At 69.3% G+C, this 15,868-nt stretch carries 14 protein-coding genes; 13 read left to right on the forward strand and 1 reads right to left on the reverse strand.

Features of this window, described 5'->3' with window-relative positions:
* Positions 1 to 25 precede the first annotated feature (25 nt).
* The 13 genes from J7E91_RS17365 (at position 26) to J7E91_RS17425 (ending at position 15,009) form a co-directional block, all read left to right on the forward strand.
* Entirely contained in the window at positions 26 to 1,405 is a 1,380-nt protein-coding gene (locus tag J7E91_RS17365; protein ID WP_251015789.1) for an amino acid permease, read from the forward strand.
* Positions 1,406 to 1,525: 120 nt separating this feature from the next.
* Entirely contained in the window at positions 1,526 to 3,166 is a 1,641-nt protein-coding gene (locus tag J7E91_RS17370) for an amino acid permease (protein WP_308376700.1), read from the forward strand.
* Between the two features lie 40 nt (positions 3,167 to 3,206).
* Positions 3,207 to 3,416: a hypothetical protein gene (locus J7E91_RS17375; protein ID WP_214905109.1), complete on the forward strand. Its 210-nt coding sequence runs from the start codon at positions 3,207 to 3,209 to the stop codon at positions 3,414 to 3,416.
* Between the two features lie 463 nt (positions 3,417 to 3,879).
* The gene (locus J7E91_RS17380) at positions 3,880 to 5,298 is read left to right on the forward strand and encodes a sugar ABC transporter substrate-binding protein (RefSeq protein WP_251015790.1); all 1,419 of its coding nucleotides are present in this window, start codon (positions 3,880 to 3,882) and stop codon (positions 5,296 to 5,298) included.
* An 8-nt stretch (positions 5,299 to 5,306) separates the two neighbouring features.
* Complete coding sequence (locus tag J7E91_RS17385; protein WP_214905115.1) at positions 5,307 to 6,266, forward strand: carbohydrate ABC transporter permease; 960 nt, start codon at positions 5,307 to 5,309, stop codon at positions 6,264 to 6,266.
* Positions 6,263 to 7,105: a carbohydrate ABC transporter permease gene (locus J7E91_RS17390; protein ID WP_308376701.1), complete on the forward strand. Its 843-nt coding sequence runs from the start codon at positions 6,263 to 6,265 to the stop codon at positions 7,103 to 7,105. The genes J7E91_RS17385 and J7E91_RS17390 overlap by 4 nt, the downstream gene beginning before the upstream one ends.
* Positions 7,105 to 8,244: an ABC transporter ATP-binding protein gene (locus tag J7E91_RS17395; RefSeq protein ID WP_214905118.1), complete on the forward strand. Its 1,140-nt coding sequence runs from the start codon at positions 7,105 to 7,107 to the stop codon at positions 8,242 to 8,244. Before J7E91_RS17390 ends, J7E91_RS17395 begins: the two co-directional genes overlap by 1 nt.
* Entirely contained in the window at positions 8,241 to 9,089 is an 849-nt protein-coding gene (locus tag J7E91_RS17400) for a DeoR/GlpR family DNA-binding transcription regulator (protein ID WP_308376704.1), read from the forward strand. Before J7E91_RS17395 ends, J7E91_RS17400 begins: the two co-directional genes overlap by 4 nt.
* Positions 9,082 to 10,200: an ABC transporter ATP-binding protein gene (locus J7E91_RS17405; RefSeq protein ID WP_214905121.1), complete on the forward strand. Its 1,119-nt coding sequence runs from the start codon at positions 9,082 to 9,084 to the stop codon at positions 10,198 to 10,200. Before J7E91_RS17400 ends, J7E91_RS17405 begins: the two co-directional genes overlap by 8 nt.
* Positions 10,197 to 11,210 (forward strand): 2-hydroxyacid dehydrogenase, encoded by a 1,014-nt coding sequence (locus tag J7E91_RS17410; protein WP_214905125.1) that lies wholly within the window; start codon positions 10,197 to 10,199, stop codon positions 11,208 to 11,210. The genes J7E91_RS17405 and J7E91_RS17410 overlap by 4 nt, the downstream gene beginning before the upstream one ends.
* 38 nt (positions 11,211 to 11,248) lie before the next feature.
* A complete protein-coding gene (locus tag J7E91_RS17415) occupies positions 11,249 to 12,691 on the forward strand; it encodes an FGGY-family carbohydrate kinase (protein ID WP_214905129.1) in 1,443 nt (480 codons plus the stop codon).
* Positions 12,692 to 13,194: 503 nt separating this feature from the next.
* Entirely contained in the window at positions 13,195 to 14,271 is a 1,077-nt protein-coding gene (locus J7E91_RS17420; protein ID WP_214905131.1) for a glycerophosphodiester phosphodiesterase family protein, read from the forward strand.
* Between the two features lie 96 nt (positions 14,272 to 14,367).
* Entirely contained in the window at positions 14,368 to 15,009 is a 642-nt protein-coding gene (locus J7E91_RS17425; RefSeq protein ID WP_214905134.1) for a superoxide dismutase, read from the forward strand.
* Positions 15,010 to 15,132: 123 nt separating this feature from the next.
* On the opposite strand, the gene J7E91_RS17430 is transcribed toward J7E91_RS17425, so the two are convergent.
* Positions 15,133 to 15,780, reverse strand: a complete 648-nt coding sequence (locus J7E91_RS17430) for a DsbA family protein (protein ID WP_214905137.1) — start codon at positions 15,778 to 15,780, stop codon at positions 15,133 to 15,135.
* Positions 15,781 to 15,868: the final 88 nt, after the last annotated feature.

Raw genomic sequence — 15,868 nt, forward strand, 5'->3', positions numbered from 1 at the left:
AATGTTTTCTAGAGCTGCGAGCAACATGCACAACGATCAGGCCGAGCCGCTGGCACATGGGCTCAAACAGCGCCACTTGACCATGCTCGGCCTCGGCGGGGTGATCGGCGCCGGGCTGTTCGTGGGTTCGGGCGCCGGGATCGCCGTCGCCGGTCCTGGAATCGTCGTCTCGTATCTGATCGCCGGCACGCTCGCGATGCTGGTCATGCGGATGCTCGGTGAGATGTCGGCGGCGATGCCCGCTTCCGGTTCGTTCTCGGTGCACGCCGAGCGGGCACTGGGCCGCTGGGCCGGGTTCAGCGTGGGTTGGCTGTACTGGTTCCTGCTGGTCGTGGTGCTGGCGGTGGAGGCGACGGCCGCGGCACAGATCGCGAACGGCTGGGTGCCGGGCATCGCGCAATGGGCGTGGGTGCTGATCTTCATGGTGGTGTTCACCTGCGCGAACCTGACGGCCGTGAAGAACTTCGGCGAGTTCGAGTTCTGGTTCGCCGGGCTCAAGGTCGCCGCGATTGTTCTTTTCCTCGGGCTGGGGCTGCTCGCTGTTTTTGGGGTGTTGCCCGAGACCGAGGCTGTCGGGGTCACGAATCTGACCGGTGCGGGCGGGTTCCTGCCGAATGGGTGGGAAGGCGTTGTCGCCGGGGTACTGACCGTTGTCTTCGCCTTCGGTGGCCTTGAGGTCGTCACGATCGCCGCCGCCGAGACCGAGGACCCGGCCCGCAATGTCGCCCGCGCGGTGCGCGCCGCTGTGTGGCGGATCCTCTTCTTCTACGTCGGGTCGATGGTCGTCATTGTGACGGTCCTGCCCTGGACCGCGCAGAAGGCCGGGATCAGCCCGTACGTCACCGTGCTCGACGCGATCGGTGTTCCGGCCGCCGGGCAGATCATGAACATCGTGGTCTTCGTCGCCCTGCTGTCCGCGCTCAACGCCAATCTGTACGGATCCTCGCGGATGGTGTTCTCGCTCGCGGAGCGCGGGGAGGCGCCGAAGGCGCTGCTGAAGGTTTCGGGTGGTGAAGGTGAGAGCGGTGGGGTTCCTCGGCGGGCCGTACTCGCCTCGGTCGCCTTCGGGTTCGTCTCTGTGGTCCTCAATCTGTTGTGGCCCGACACCGTCTTCCTCTACATGCTCAATGCGGTGGGCGCGGTGCTGTTGTTCGTCTGGGGGCTCATCGCCGCGTCGCAGCTGCGCCTGCGCCGGCGCATCGAGCGCGAGGCGCCGGAGACGCTGACGCTGAAGATGTGGGGCTTCCCCTGGCTCACCTGGGTCACACTGGCCGGGCTCGGCGGCGTACTGCTGCTGATGCTCACCGATGACGCGGCGCGGCCGCAGTTGCTGTGGTCGGCCGCCGCGACCGGGGCGGTGCTGGTGGTGGCGATGGTGAGGGAGTTGCGTGCACGGCGTGCGTGATCGTTCACAAAGTGTGAGCGTGGTGTCCGTATAGCGGTCAAGTGTTCCCTGTGGGCGGTGCGCGTACTCAGACTGTGGCGTCTGTTCCCCCCGGTCTCAGCTACTGAACAGGGCACATCCATGTCTCGGACTTCCGCGCCGGCGCCCGTCGAGGATGTCGGCGCTGTCGACATCGGCAACAAGGTCGACTCGCCGCTCACGCACGGACTCAAGCAACGCCATTTGTCGATGATCGCCCTCGGCGGCGTCATCGGTGCGGGACTCTTCGTCGGGTCGGGTGCGGGTATCGCCGCCGCCGGCCCTTCGATCATCGTCGCTTACGCGATATCCGGGCTGCTGGTGATGCTCGTGATGCGCATGCTGGGCGAGATGTCGGCCGCCAACCCGGCCTCCGGCTCCTTCTCCGTACACGCGGAGCGCGCGATCGGCCCGTGGGCCGGCTTCACGGCGGGCTGGGCGTTCTGGTTCCTGCTCTGTGTCGCGGTCGGCCTTGAGGGCATCGGCGCCGCGAAGATCATGGTCGGCTGGTTCCCCGACACCCCGGAGTGGGCGTGGGTCGCCCTCTTCATGCTGGTGTTCTGCTGCACGAACCTGGCGGCCGTGAAGAACTTCGGCGAGTTCGAGTTCTGGTTCGCCGCGCTCAAGGTCGGCGCGATCGTCGTGTTCCTCGGCATCGGCGTCCTCGCGATCGTCGGCTTCCTGCCGGGCTCCGACGCGTCTGCGCCGGGCTCGGGCAATCTCACGGGCATCGGCGGCTTCATGCCGAACGGTTCCGAGGGGCTGATCGTCGGCCTGCTGGCCTCCGTGTTCGCGTACGGCGGCCTGGAGACGGTCACCATCGCCGCGGCCGAGTCGGAGCGTCCCATCGAGGGCGTCGCGAAGGCCGTGCGTACGGCGATGTGGCGCATCGCGATCTTCTACATCGGCTCGATGGCGGTCATCGTCACGCTGGTGCCGTGGAACGACAAGGCCGTTGTGGAGAAGGGGCCGTACGTCGCGACCCTCGACCACCTGGGCATCCCCGCCGCCGGTCAGATCATGAACGTGGTCGTGCTGGTTGCTTTGTTGTCGGCGATGAACGCCAACATCTACGGCGCCTCGCGCATGGCGTGCTCGCTGGTTTCGCGCCGTCAGGGACCGAAGGCGCTGGGGGCGGTCTACGGCGGTGTGCCGCGCACCGCCGTGCTGGTGTCTTCCGTGTTCGGCTTCGTGTGCGTGCTGCTCAGTTACTGGCGGCCGAACGACATCTTCCAGTGGCTGCTCAACATGATCGGCGCGCTGATCCTGGTCGTCTGGATCTTCATCGCCGTCTCGCAGCTGGTGCTGCGCCGGCGGACCGAGCGCGAGGCGCCGGAGAAGCTTGTCGTGAAGATGTGGCTCTACCCGGTGCTGACCTGGGTGGCGCTCGCGGGCATGGCGGCGGTGTTCGTGCTGATGGCCCGTGAGGAGGGCACTCGGCTGCAGCTGTACTGGAGCGGTGGTCTGACGCTGTTCCTGGCTGTGGCGGGGTTTGTGCTGCAGATGGTGCGGACGCCGGTGGGTGAGTCGGGGGCTGTGGCTGTGGCTGTGGCCGTGGCCGCGGGTGAGGGGGACCCGGGCGGTGTCCCGGCCGAGCCTGCTGGTGAGTCGGCTGCGGTGGTCGTCGCCGAGCCCGCACGGGTGGCCCTCGCGAAGGCCGACGGCGAGCCCGCGGTGGAGGCCGAGCCGGTGGTTTGTTGCCGAGGCTGTCGCGGTCGCCGTCCCGGAGGCCGCCGCGAGTGAGGCTGCCGTCGAGGCCGTTACGGAGGCTGTCACGAAGGCCGTGACCGAAGCCGTGACTGCCGCCGTCACGGAAGCCGTCACGAAGACCACCGCGGCCGTCACGAAGGCCGTCTCGGAAGCTGTCACCGAGGCCGTCGCTGAGGCTGTGGCCAAGGCCGTTGCCGATGTCGTGGCCGAGGCCGAGGCGGAGGCGGAGGCCGATGTCGTGGCCGAGCCTGCGTCGGACGCTGCCGCGACCAAGAAGGACTGAGCGACGCGTCGCAGTTCAAGGGACCCCCTGGCCGCTATGGCCGGGGGGTCCCGCGCGTGCTCACGATGCGATTTCCCCTACCCGCCCCTTCCCGAAAGTCCTCAGGCGCCGGACGGGCTGGGGTGGTGGGCGGGGACCCGGCCGACGGTTCCGTCCTCAAACGCCGGACGGGGCTGGGTGGTGGGCCGGGGCCCGGTCGGCGGTTCCGGCCTCAAGCGACGGACGGGCTGGATTCGCCCAGTGGGGCGTGGGGGCGTGCGTACCGATGTCGTTGCCCAGCCAGGCTGTGTCCTTGGCGGATTCGTCCGACCGCACACGATTCTCCCGCGCATATCGGCGCCGTCTGTGAAGTTCTCACTGTGCACCGAGATTTTCCGTTGCGCGAGGGATTGACGCCCAACTACCGCTGTCCGAAGCTCTGTTAACCAATCGACTGCACGTGTTGGCGGAGGTCGGGATGGACATGCGCGTACATGACCGGCGGCGGTTCCTCGCCCTCACGGCGGCCGCTTCCGCCACCCCGCTGCTGAGCGCCTGCGGCGCCGGCTTCGGCGGCGACGAGAACACGAAGGGCGGCGGGTCGGCCGCCGACGACGTCACCGGCTCGTTCGACTGGAAGAAGGCGAAGGGGAAAACGGTCAAGGCGTTGCTCAACAAGCACCCCTATACCGATGCGCTGATCGCCGACCTCAAGTCCTTCACCGAGAAGACCGGCATCAAGGTCGAGTACGACGTCTTCCCCGAGGACAACTACTTCGACAAGCTCACGGTCGATCTGTCCAGCGGGCGCGCCTCGTACGACATCTTCATGCTCGGCGCCTACATGGTCTGGCAGTACGGGCCGCCGGGGTGGCTGGAGGATCTCGGGCCCTGGATGAGCAACTCCTCGGCGACCGGTGGGGAGTGGGACCAAGGGGACTTCTTTCCCAACCTGTTGCAGGCCGATCAGTGGTCGCTCAAAGCGGGCGCGCCGCTCGGGCAGGGCGGGCAGTACGCGCTGCCGTGGGGCTGGGAGACGAACGTCGTCGCGTACAACACCGAGGTCTTCAAGAAGCTGGGGCTGAAGCCGGCCGAGACCTTCGACGAGTTGCGCGAGATCTCGGGTGTCATCAAGCGCAAGGCGCCGGGCGCCGGCTTCGACGGGATGTACGGCGTCGCGGTGCGCGGGTCGCGGAGCTGGGCGACGATCCACCCCGGCTTCATGACGATGTACTCGCGGTTCGGGCTGAAGGACTTCACGGTTGAGGGTGGAAAGGTCAAACCCGCCATGAACACGCCCGAAGCCGTCGCCTTCACCCAGGACTGGGCCGAGATGGTGAAGAAGGGCGGGCCGCCGTCCTGGACCTCGTACACCTGGTACCAGTGCTCCAGCGACCTCGGCGCGAAGAAGGCCGGGATGCTCTTCGACGCCGATACGGCCGCGTACTTCCAGGCGGTGAAAGGCGCGTCGCCGGCCGCCGGGAAGATCGCCTTCCATCCGGGGCCGAAGGGGCCCGACGGGTCGCTTGCCACGAACATGTGGATCTGGTCGCTCGGCATGAACGCCAAGAGCAAGAACAAGCACGCGGCGTGGCTGTTCCTGCAGTGGGCTACCGGCAAGGAGCATCTGCGGAGAGCTGCTATCGAGAGCAACCACATCGACCCGGTGCGAAAGTCGATCAGTCAGGACGCGGCTTACAAGGACAAGATGAAGGGGCTGGAAGGCTTCATCGAGACCTTCGAGACGGTCGTCGACCAGACGAAGATCCAGTTCACACCGCAGGAGCAGTTCTTCGACGCGACGACGAGCTGGGCGGCCTCGCTCCAGGAGATATACGGCGGCAAGAACGCCAAGTCGGTTCTGAACGGGCTGGCGGGCGACCTGGCTTCCAAGGTCGGGTGACGCCTCCCATGTCGTCGTCCCTCAGCGAGACCGGCCACGGGGCGGCCTCACGCGAGGGAAGCGGGCCGCCGGCGCGCGTCGTACCGCGCTGGCGGCGTTCGCTGCGGCCGTATCTGCTGATCGTGCCCGCCCTGCTCCTCACCGGCGGGATTCTGTATCCCTTCGGGCTCGGGCTGTACTACACGGTCTTCGACTTCGCGGCGAGCAAGCCGCAGCCGGACATGGTCGGTCTTGAGAACTACCGGCGGATCTTCAGTGAGTCGTCGTTCTGGGACTCGGCCTGGGTGACGGTGCTGTACGCGGTGGGGGCGGCGGCCGTGGAGACGGTGCTGGGGGTGGGGGTGGCGCTGCTGCTGCATCGCTCCACGCTCGTCGGGCGCGTACTGGAGAAGATCCTCATCCTGCCGCTGATGATCGCGCCCGTGATCGCCGCGATCATGTGGAAGCTGATGCTCCAGCCGAGTGTGGGAGTCGTCAATTACTTGCTGGAACCCCTCGGGATGGGGGGTGTTCAGTGGACGGACACCCCGGCCGGCGCGCTGCTTTCGTCGATCGCGGTGGACGTGTGGGTCTACACGCCCTTCGTGGCCATCCTGGCGCTGGCGGGGCTGCGGTCGCTGCCCACGTCGCCGTTCGAAGCGGCGGCGGTGGACGGGGCCGGCTGGTGGTTCACGTTCCGGAAGCTGACGCTGCCGATGCTGTGGCCGTACGTCCTGGTCGCGGTGATCTTCCGGTTCATGGACTCGCTGAAGGTCTTCGACATCATCTACGCCCTGACCGAGGGCGGGCCCGGCGACTCGACCGTGGTGCTCCAGATCCGGGCGTACCTGGAGGCGATCCGCTTCCAGCGGTACTCGTTCGGGATCAGCTACATGATCGTGCTGTGGGCGGTGGTGTACCTGGTGACGATGGTGCTGGTGCGCTATCTCGGGAAGATCCAGAACCGGGCGGCGGAGGTGCCCAAGTGAAGCGCAGGGTGAGGGGCAAACTGATCGCTGTCGCCGCGGACGGGGCGCTGATTCTGTACTTTCTCTTCGCGCTCTTTCCGATCGCCTGGATGGTCATTCTTTCGCTGAAGCCGGCGAACGAGCTGTTCAGTACGTACTTCTCGTTCACCCCCACCCTCGACTCGTACCGGACCGTGCTCGGGGCGGGGAGTGACGAGGCCGTGCCGTTCCTGCGGTTCTTCGTCAACAGTCTGGTGGTGTCGCTGGGGGCTGTGGGGCTGTCTCTGGTGATCGGGCTGCCCGCCGCGTACGCCGCCGCCCGGTGGAGGTTCCGTGGCTCGGAGAACCTCATGTTCACCCTGCTGTCCTTCCGGTTCGCGCCCGAACTCACCGTGATCATCCCGCTGTTCGTGCTCTACCAGAAGCTGGGGCTCTTCGACACGTACGTCGGCATGATCTGGGTGCTCCAGCTCGTCACGCTGCCGCTGATCGTCTGGATCATGCGCTCGTACTTCTCCGACCTCTCCCCCGAGCTGGAACAGGCCGCGCTGCTCGACGGCTACACAAGGAAACAGGCCTTCTTCAAAGTCGCGCTGCCCCTGGTCAAGCCGGGCATCGCCGCGGTCTCGCTGCTCGCCTTCATCTTCGCCTGGAACAACTTCGTCTTCCCGCTCATCCTGACGTCCTCCGAGGCCCAGACGGTGACGGTCGGCGCGCTGTCCTTCCTCGGCGGCGACCGCCCCAAGTACAACCTGACGGCCGCGGCGGCGCTGGTGTCGGTGATCCCGCCGCTGCTCCTCGCCCTCACCATCCAGCGCTATCTGGTGCGCGGGCTCTCCTTCGGGGCGGTGAAATCCTGATGCCGAATCCGACGGCCGCCATCTCGCTGCGCGGCATCCACACGTCGTACGGCAAGCGCAAGGCGCTCGACGGTCTCGATCTCGACGTCGAGGAAGGGGAGTTCTTCTGCCTGCTCGGGCCGTCCGGCGCGGGCAAGACCACGACGCTCAAGACCGTCGCGGGGCTGGAGGAGCCCCAGTCGGGGACGGTCTCGCTCGACGGCACCGACATGACGGGAGTCGAGCCGTACGACCGGGGCGTCGCGATGTGCTTCGAGTCGTACGCCCTCTACCCGCACCGCAGCGCGTACGACAATCTCGCCTCCCCACTGCGCTCCCCCCGCTACAGGCTGCCCGCCGCCGAGGCCCACGAGCGCGTCGGCGCCGTCGCGGACCTCCTGGGCATCGGCGCGCTCCTGGAGCGCCCCGTCGGCCGGCTGTCCAACGGGCAGCGCCAGCGCGTCGCCCTCGGCCGCGTCCTGGTGCGCCCCGCCCGCGCGTTCCTCCTCGACGAGCCGCTGTCCCACCTCGACGCGAAGCTCCGCCAGGCGATGCGCGCCGAGCTGAAGGCCATCGGCGCCGTCCGGCGCACCACGACCCTGTACGTCACGCACGACTCGGTGGAGGCGCTGGCACTCGGCGACCGTATCGGGGTGATCAGGGAAGGCCGGATCGTCCAGACGGGCACCCGCGAGGAGATCTGGCACCGGCCGTACGACACCTTCGTCGCCCGCTCCTTCGGCCGGCCCCGCATCAATCTGCTGCCGGGGACCGTCACGGATGACGGCGCCTTCATGTCCGCCGACCGGTTCTTCGAGATTCCGCTGACTTCGCCGAACGCGCCGCCGGTACGGTCCGTCGCACCCGGCACAGCCGTGCAGATCGGGGTCAGGCCGCGCGATCTGTCGCTGGGTTCCTCGGCCCTCGGACCGGGCGCCATCGAGCTGGTGGGCAGCGTCTACATCACCGAAGTCCTGGGCCGCGCCACCGAGGTCACCGTACGGCTCGGCGGACAGCACCTGTCGCTGGTCGTGCCGCGCGCGGACGCCGCCGGGCTGCGGCCCGACACGCCGGTGAGGCTGACCGTACGGCCGGAGAGCCTGCTGCTGTTCGCGGCGGACGACGCCGAGGGCCGGCCGGGGCGAAGGATCACCGAGTGAGCGGCGACCAGCGGGAGCGCGGGCCCGCGCCACGCCAGGCGGCCATCGCGGAGTGGGTGCTCGCGGCGGGGTCGGCGACGGCCGCCGAGCTGGCCGAGCGGTTCGACGTCAGCCTGATGACCATCCACCGGGACCTCGACGAGCTCGAACGGCAAGGGATGGTACGGAAGTTCAGGGGCGGCGTGACCGCCCAGCCGTCCGGCGTGTTCGAGTCGAACGTCGCGTACCGGCTCAAGACGATGCGCGCGGAGAAGGCCGCCGTCGCCGAGCACGCGCTGGGGCTCATCGAGCCCGGCATGGCGGTGATGCTCGACGACTCGACGTCCACGCTGGAGATCGCGCGCCGGCTCGGCTCCGCCGCCATCACTCCCCTGACCGTGGTCACCAACTTCCTCGAAGCGCTGACGCTGCTGTCGAGCGAGCGCGGCATCCACCTGATGGCGCTCGGCGGCGACTACGATCCGCTGCACTCGTCGTTCCTGGGCGTCTCGTGCATGGAAGCCGTCCAGCTCCTCCAGGTCGACATCTGCTTCACGTCGACGTCCGCCGTCTCCGGCGGCTTCGCCTACCACCAGGAGCAGCACATCGTCTCCGTCAAGCGGGCCATGCTCGACTCCGCCGCGAAGAACGTGCTGCTGCTCGACCACTCCAAGCTCGGCCGCGTCGCCCTGCACCGGCTCGCCCCGCTCTCCCGCTTCGATCTGGTGCTGGTCGACGACGGGGCGTCGGCGGAGCTGCTGCGCGACCTCGACGAACACAAGGTGCCGTACGAGGTGTGCCCCACGGCGACGGTGACGGGGGCTGGGGTGGCCGCTGCGGCGACGGGAGGGCCGGACCGTGACTGAGCTGGCACTGCGCGCGCTGCGCAAGACCTACGCGTCGCGGGGCCGCCCCCAGGTGGAGGCCGTACGCGGCATCGACCTGGAACTGCGCTCCGGGGAGCTGCTCGGCCTGCTCGGCCCTTCCGGCTGCGGCAAGTCCACCACGCTGCGGATGATCGCGGGTCTGGAGGAGGTGACCGGCGGGGACATCCTCGTCGGCGGCGAATCGGTGGTGAAGGTCCCCGCCCAGCAGCGCAATATCGGGGTCGCCTTCGAGAACTACGCGCTCTATCCGCCGCTCACCGTCGCCGGCAACCTCGGGTTCGGGCTCGCGGCGCGCGGCACGCCACGCGGGGAAGTGGCCTCGCGCGTACGGGACATGGCCGAGCGGATCGGTCTGACGGAGCTGCTCGACGCGAGACCGGGCGGGCTTTCCAGCGGCCAGAAGCAGCGGGTGGCGCTGGCGCGGGCGCTGATCCGCGAGCCGGACGTACTGCTGCTCGACGAGCCGCTCTCGCACCTGGACGCGGCGCAGCGCGACACCACACGCCGCGAACTCAAGCGCATCCAGAAGGACTTGGGCCACACCACCATTCTGGTCACGCACGACCAGGAGGAGGCGCTGTCGCTCGCCGACCGCATCGCCGTCATGAAGGACGGCGTCATCCAGCAGCTCGGCACGCCGTACGAGATCTACGACAGTCCGGCGAATCTCTTCGTGGCCGACTTCGTCGGGGAGCCCGCGATCAACCTGCTGCCGGGAGTCGCCGAGGCGGGAGGGTTCGTACGGCTCTCGGACACGGTGCGGCTGGCTGTTCCGGTGCGGCTCGCAGCCGGGCGGCTGGCGGCGGGGCGGGAGGTGGTGCTGGGGATCAGGCCCGAGGATCTGCGGCTCGGCGGTGACCGGCTGTCCGGCGGCGAGGACGGTGTGGCCGCCGTACCGGCCCAGGTCAGCGCGCACGAACCGCTCCTGGAGTCGGGCATCGCCACGCTCGCCCTCGCCGGAGTGGCCGGGCCCCTCGTCGTACAGACCGGTCCCGAGGTGTTCCTCGACCGGGGCGACACCGTGCGGGTGAGCGCGGACCCGCAGCTCACACATGTCTTCGACGCCGAGACAGGAGAGGCTCTGCGATGAAAATCCTGGCAGCCGGTGATCACTTCGTCCTCAACTCACTGATCGGTGACGCCCTGGAGGCCGCCGTCACCGCGTCCCCCTTCGAACTGACCGAGCTCACCCTCCCCTGGCCGCTCGAACCCTTCGGCAAGGTCGCCGAGGTCGACGAGGCCAGCGACTGCGAGGACGCGCTGATCGAGGCGCTGCGGGACGTCGAGGTGTGCGTGACCCAGATGGCGCCGTTCACGGAGCGCGTACTGGACTCCTCACCCGCGCTGCGGCTCGTCGTCGTCTGCCGCGGCGGCCCCGTCAACGTCAACGTGGAGGCGGCGCGGGCGCGCGGGGTGAAGGTGTGCTTCGCGCCGGGCCGCAACGCGGCGGCCACCGCCGAGTTCACGGTCGGGATGATGCTGGCCGCGATGCGACGCATCCCGCAGACCCACGACTCGCTGGCGCGGCGGGGGGTCTGGGACGGCTCCTGCTACACGTACGAACGGTGCGGGCCGGAGCTGGAGGACACGCGGGTCGGGCTGATCGGTTACGGCGCGGTCGGCAGCCGCGTCGCGCGGGTGCTGTGCGCCTTCGGTGCGGAGGTGGAGGTGTACGACCCGTACCTGCGCGGCGACGTGCACGGCGTACGGGTCGCCTCGCTCGACGCCCTGCTGTCCCGGTCGCGGGTCGTCACCCTGCACGCCCGCCTGACCGACGAGACGCGCGGCCTGATCGGCGCCCGCGAACTGGGCCTGCTGCCGCGCTCGTCGGTGCTGGTCAATGTGGCGCGGGGTCCGCTGGTGGACACCGAGGCGCTGTGCGACGCGCTGGAGAGCGGCCAGTTGGCGGCGGCGGCCCTCGACACGTACGAGCAGGAGCCGCTGCCCGCCGACGCGCGGCTGAGGGGCGTACCCGGGGTCGTGATGACGCCGCACCTGGGCGGGGCGAGCCGGCAGGTGGCCGAGAAGGCCGCGCGCATCGCGGCGGCCGAGGTGGCGAGGTACGCCGGAGGGTCCCCACTCGCACACTGCCTGACCTGAGCTCGCGCACTGCCTGACCTGAGGAGGTCGTCGGGAACATGTACGTCGGAATCGATGTGGGCACGTCCATGGTCAAGGCGGCGGCCTTCGACGCGTCCGGGCGGGAGCTCGCGGTCGAGTCCCGGCCGGTCGCGCTCGACATGCGCGACGGGTTCGTCGAGCAGGACATGGACGAGGTGTACGCAGCGGTCGTGGACGTCCTGGCGACGCTGACGTCGGGGACGGCCGGGCCCGCTGCGGTGGAACTGGCCGGGCTCACCGGGCAGGGCGACGGGGTGTGGCTGGTCGACGCGCAGGGCCGCCCGGTGCGGCCCGCGATCTCCTGGATGGACGGCCGGGCGCACGAACTCCTCGACGAGTGGATGGCCTCCGGCGTCTTCGCTTCCCTCTTCCGGCGTACGGGCAGTGCGATGTTCCCGGGGTGTCCGGGGCCGGTACTGGGGTGGCTCGACCGGCACGAGCCGAAGGTTCTGGACGGCGCCGCTACCGCCCTGTACTGCAAGGACATGATCTTCCAGCGCCTGACGGGGGTCCGGGCGACGGACGTCTCGGACGCGTCCATGCCGTTCCTCGACCCACGGACGCGGACGTACGACGACGAGTCGCTGGCCCTGCTGGGCCTGACCCACCGGCGTGGCCTGCTGGCCCCGGTCAGCGATCCGGTCGCGGTCGGTCGGGCGCGTGGCCCCGGCCTGCCGCCCGGCACGCGGATCGCGAACGGCCCGTACGACCTGCCCGCGTGCGCGCTCGGCGCGGGGGTGACGCGGCCGGGGGACGGGCTGCTCATCATCGGCACGTGCCTGGCGTCGCTGGTCGCGACGGACACCCTGGACCTGGAGGCCGGCGAGCCGGCCGGCCTGTACATCTCGACCGACCGGCAGGGGCAGTGGCTGCGCGCGATGCCGGCGATGGTGGGCACGGCGGCGCTGGACTGGGTGCTGAGGACGACGGGCGTACGGCACGCGGAGGTCGACGCGCTCCTGGACCAGGCGCCGCCGGGGGCGAACGGGGTACAGGTCCTGCCCTACTTCGCGCCGTCGGGGGAACGGGCGCCGTTCGTGGAGCCGCGGCTGCGGGCGGAGCTGACGGGGGTTTCGCTGGAGACGACGAAGGGCGACCTGGTACGGGCGACGTGCGAAGGCATCGCCTTCGCCGCGCGGCACTGCCTGGAGGCGGCGGGTCTCACGGGTGACCTGGCGGTGTGCGGGGGCGGGACGCGTTCGCCGGCGTGGACGCGGCTGTTCGCCGACGTACTGGGCCGCCCGCTGCGCGTGGTCGAGGGCGAGGTGGGCGCGCGGGGCGCGGTGCTGGCGGCGGCGGAGCGGTACGGGGTGGAGCTGGACGCGGCTTCGTGGACGCGCCCGACGGCGGTGATCGAGCCGGATGCGGGGCGGGCGGAGTTCTACACGGTGGCGTACGCGAAGCATCTGGCGCACTTGGCTGAGGCGCGGAGGCGGGCGCGGGGCCGTGGCGGGGGCTGAGTTGGTCGGGGGTGCGGTTGCGGTGGCTTCGGGGTCGGTGCCGCGCCGGGGCGTCTCCTCGGGCGTCGAACGTTCGGGTACTGCGTTGGTTCGTTCGCGGTGGTTGCGTTCAACGCCCTGCGGGGAGCGCCCCGACACGTCCCCTCACCGGCGGCCTGGCAGGTGAGACGGGGGTGGGGGTGGCCCCATGTACCGTCACCCGGCCCTGCAGCGCCCCGGCACGTCCCCGACTGGCACCGTGGCAGGTGAGACGGGGGCGGGCGTGGCCATGCACCGTCTCCCGGCCCTCGGGGAGCGCCCCGGCACATCCCCTTACCGGCGGCCTGGCAGGTGAGGCGGGGTGGAGGATGCGGGCTTCGTGGGGTGCGGGCCGTCAAGTGAAGCCCGCGTGACCTCCGGTCGGCCACTGCGTGAAAGGGGGCGTACTCAGCTCCGTACGGACACAGGGCGGCCCTATCGTGCAGTCGCCGCCCCCCATATCCCCGCCTACCAGGGAGACTTCCATGCCCGCACCGAGACGCCGTTCCGTACTCCTCGCCGGCGCCGCCGCATCCGCCGTCGTCGCCCTGCCCGGCACTGGCTCGGCAGCCGCGGACGAACCACGCCGCCGGCCCAAGGGTCCCGTCGTCATCGGACACCGCGGCGCGGCCGGGTGGCGGCCCGAGCACACGGTCGCCTCGTACACCCATGCCGTCCAGACCGGCGCCGATTGGATCGAGCCGGATCTCGTACCGACGAAGGACCACGTCCTCGTCGTACGGCACGAGAACGAGATCTCCGGGACGACGGACGTCGCGGGACACCCTGAATTCGCCTCGCGGCGTACCACGAAGACCGTGGACGGCCGGTCCGTCACCGGATGGTTCACGGAGGACTTCACGCTCGCCGAGCTGAAGACCCTGCGCGCCGTGGAGCGTCTGCCGCTGGTCAGGAACAGGAACACCGTCTTCGACGGCCGCCTGGAGGTCATGACGTTCCAGGAAGTCGTGGACCTGGCACGGAAGCTGTCCAAGCGGTACGGGCGCACGATCGCCGTGTTCCCGGAGACGAAGCATCCGACCTACTTCCGTTCGATCGGCCTGCCCCTCGAACCGGCGCTCGTCGAAGTCGTTCGGCGCAACCGGCTCCGGCCGGACGAGTGCGTCGTCCAGTCGTTCGAGCCTTCGAGCCTGACCCGGATCGCGGAGGCGCGGCTGCGGCTGCCGTTGTGGCAGGCGCTGGGGACCACGGGCGGTCCGTACGGCCACCCGGTGACGTACAAGGAAATGATGACGCCGGCCGGTCTGGGCCGGATCGCGGAGTACGCCGACTGGATCGGACCGGACAAGTCGTCGGTCGTGGCGCCCTCTCCGCTGCTCGCGGACGCGCACGCAGCGGGGCTGAAGGTCGGGGCGTACACCTTCCGCTGCGAGAACCAGTTCCTGCCCGCACAGTTCCGCCGCGGCACCGCGCCCAACGACTTCGGCGACGCCTTCGCGGAGTACGCCCTGCACTACGGGATGGGCGTCGACGCGGTGGTGACCGACTTCCCCGACCTCGCGGTCATCGCTAGGGACGCGGCCGCCGCAGCCGGGTCCTAGGACCAGCGAACGACCGAGGGCTGATCAACTCCGGACCCTCCTGCTGCTAATCTGCACTTGCATATAGGTCGCAATAAGCAGTCGGAGGGCTCGGACATGGCCATTTACACACTTCCTGAACTTCCGTACGACTACGCGGCGCTCGAACCTGTCATCAACCCGCAGATCATCGAGCTGCACCACGACAAGCACCACGCGGCCTACGTGAAGGGTGCGAACGACACTCTTGAGCAGCTCGAAGAGGCGCGCGACAAGGAGTCGTGGGGAGCGATCAACGGGCTGGAGAAGAACCTCGCGTTCCATCTCTCCGGTCACATCCTGCACTCCATTTACTGGCACAACATGACCGGCGACGGCGGTGGCGAGCCGCTGGCCGCGGACGGCGTCGGCGAGCTCGCGGACGCGCTCGCCGAGTCCTTCGGCTCCTTCGCCAAGTTCAAGGCCCAGCTGACCAAGGCCGCCGCGACCACCCAGGGTTCGGGCTGGGGCGTTCTGGCGTACGAACCGCTCAGCGGCCGCCTGATCGTCGAGCAGGTCTACGACCACCAGGGCAATGTCGGCCAGGGCTCGGTCCCGATCCTGGTCTTCGACGCCTGGGAGCACGCCTTCTACCTTCAGTACAAGAACCAGAAGGTGGACTTCATCGAGGCGATGTGGAAGGTCGTCAACTGGCAGGACGTGTCGAAGCGTTACGCCGCGGCGAAGGACCGCGCGAACAACCTGCTGCTGGCGCCGTAGACCAGCCGCACCGGGCACTTAATGGCGTCCTGCTCGTGATCGTCTTCTCAACCTTCACTTGCAGGCGGAAGAACGGCCGGCCCCCGCGAGGACGTGACTCGCGGGGGCCGGCTGCGTGCTGAGTCAGTCGAAAATCGGGCCCTGTGTGCGCGTGCGCTTGATTTCGTAGAAGCCGGGGATCGACGCCACCATCAGCGTGCCGTCCCACAGGCGTGCCGCCTCTTCGCCCTTCGGGGCCGGGGTGACCACCGGGCCGAAGAAAGCGATCTCCTCGCCGTTCGCGCCGGGGACGGAGATCACCGGAGTGCCCACCTCCTGGCCGACCTTGTCGATGCCCACCTTGTGCGACGCGCGCACCTCGGCGTCGTACGTGTCCTTGTCGGCGTACTCGATCAGGTCCGCCGGAAGGTCGGCATCCGCCAGGGCGCCCTCTATGGCTTCCAGGGTCGGGCCCTCGCCCTGGTTGTGGAAGCGCGTGCCGAGCGCCGTGTACAGCTTGCCGACCACCTCGTCGCCGTGCAGCTGCCGGGCCGCGGTGACCACACGCACCGGACGCCAGCCCTTGGGGCCGAGCAGCTCGCGGTACTGCTCCGGCAGCTCGTCGATCTTGTCCTCGTTCAGTACGGCCAGGCTCATGACGTGCCAGCGGACCTCGACATCACGGACCTTCTGCACCTCCAGCATCCAGCGGGACGTCATCCAGGCCCACGGGCACAGCGGGTCGAACCAGAAATCCGCCGTGGTCCTGCCGTTCTCGGAGCTCTCGGGCATGTCTCTCCTCAATAGCGCGCAGCGCGCGGTCGCAATCTGACCGTGGCAACACCACCGGCCGCCGGAGGCATTCCCACGCTCCCCCGGA

This window comes from Streptomyces sp. ISL-99, assembly GCF_018614005.1.
GTDB lineage: Bacteria > Actinomycetota > Actinomycetes > Streptomycetales > Streptomycetaceae > Streptomyces > Streptomyces flavidovirens.

Coding starts and splice junctions, on each gene's coding strand:
- J7E91_RS17385 (WP_214905115.1), top strand. CDS start 5,307: ATGTCGTCGTCCCTCAGCGAGACCGGCCACGGGGCGGCCTCACGCGAG.
- J7E91_RS17430 (WP_214905137.1), bottom strand. CDS start 15,780: ATGCCCGAGAGCTCCGAGAACGGCAGGACCACGGCGGATTTCTGGTTC.
- J7E91_RS17425 (WP_214905134.1), top strand. CDS start 14,368: ATGGCCATTTACACACTTCCTGAACTTCCGTACGACTACGCGGCGCTC.
- J7E91_RS17370 (WP_308376700.1), top strand. CDS start 1,526: ATGTCTCGGACTTCCGCGCCGGCGCCCGTCGAGGATGTCGGCGCTGTC.
- J7E91_RS17365 (WP_251015789.1), top strand. CDS start 26: ATGCACAACGATCAGGCCGAGCCGCTGGCACATGGGCTCAAACAGCGC.
- J7E91_RS17415 (WP_214905129.1), top strand. CDS start 11,249: ATGTACGTCGGAATCGATGTGGGCACGTCCATGGTCAAGGCGGCGGCC.
- J7E91_RS17395 (WP_214905118.1), top strand. CDS start 7,105: ATGCCGAATCCGACGGCCGCCATCTCGCTGCGCGGCATCCACACGTCG.
- J7E91_RS17410 (WP_214905125.1), top strand. CDS start 10,197: ATGAAAATCCTGGCAGCCGGTGATCACTTCGTCCTCAACTCACTGATC.
- J7E91_RS17420 (WP_214905131.1), top strand. CDS start 13,195: ATGCCCGCACCGAGACGCCGTTCCGTACTCCTCGCCGGCGCCGCCGCA.
- J7E91_RS17380 (WP_251015790.1), top strand. CDS start 3,880: ATGCGCGTACATGACCGGCGGCGGTTCCTCGCCCTCACGGCGGCCGCT.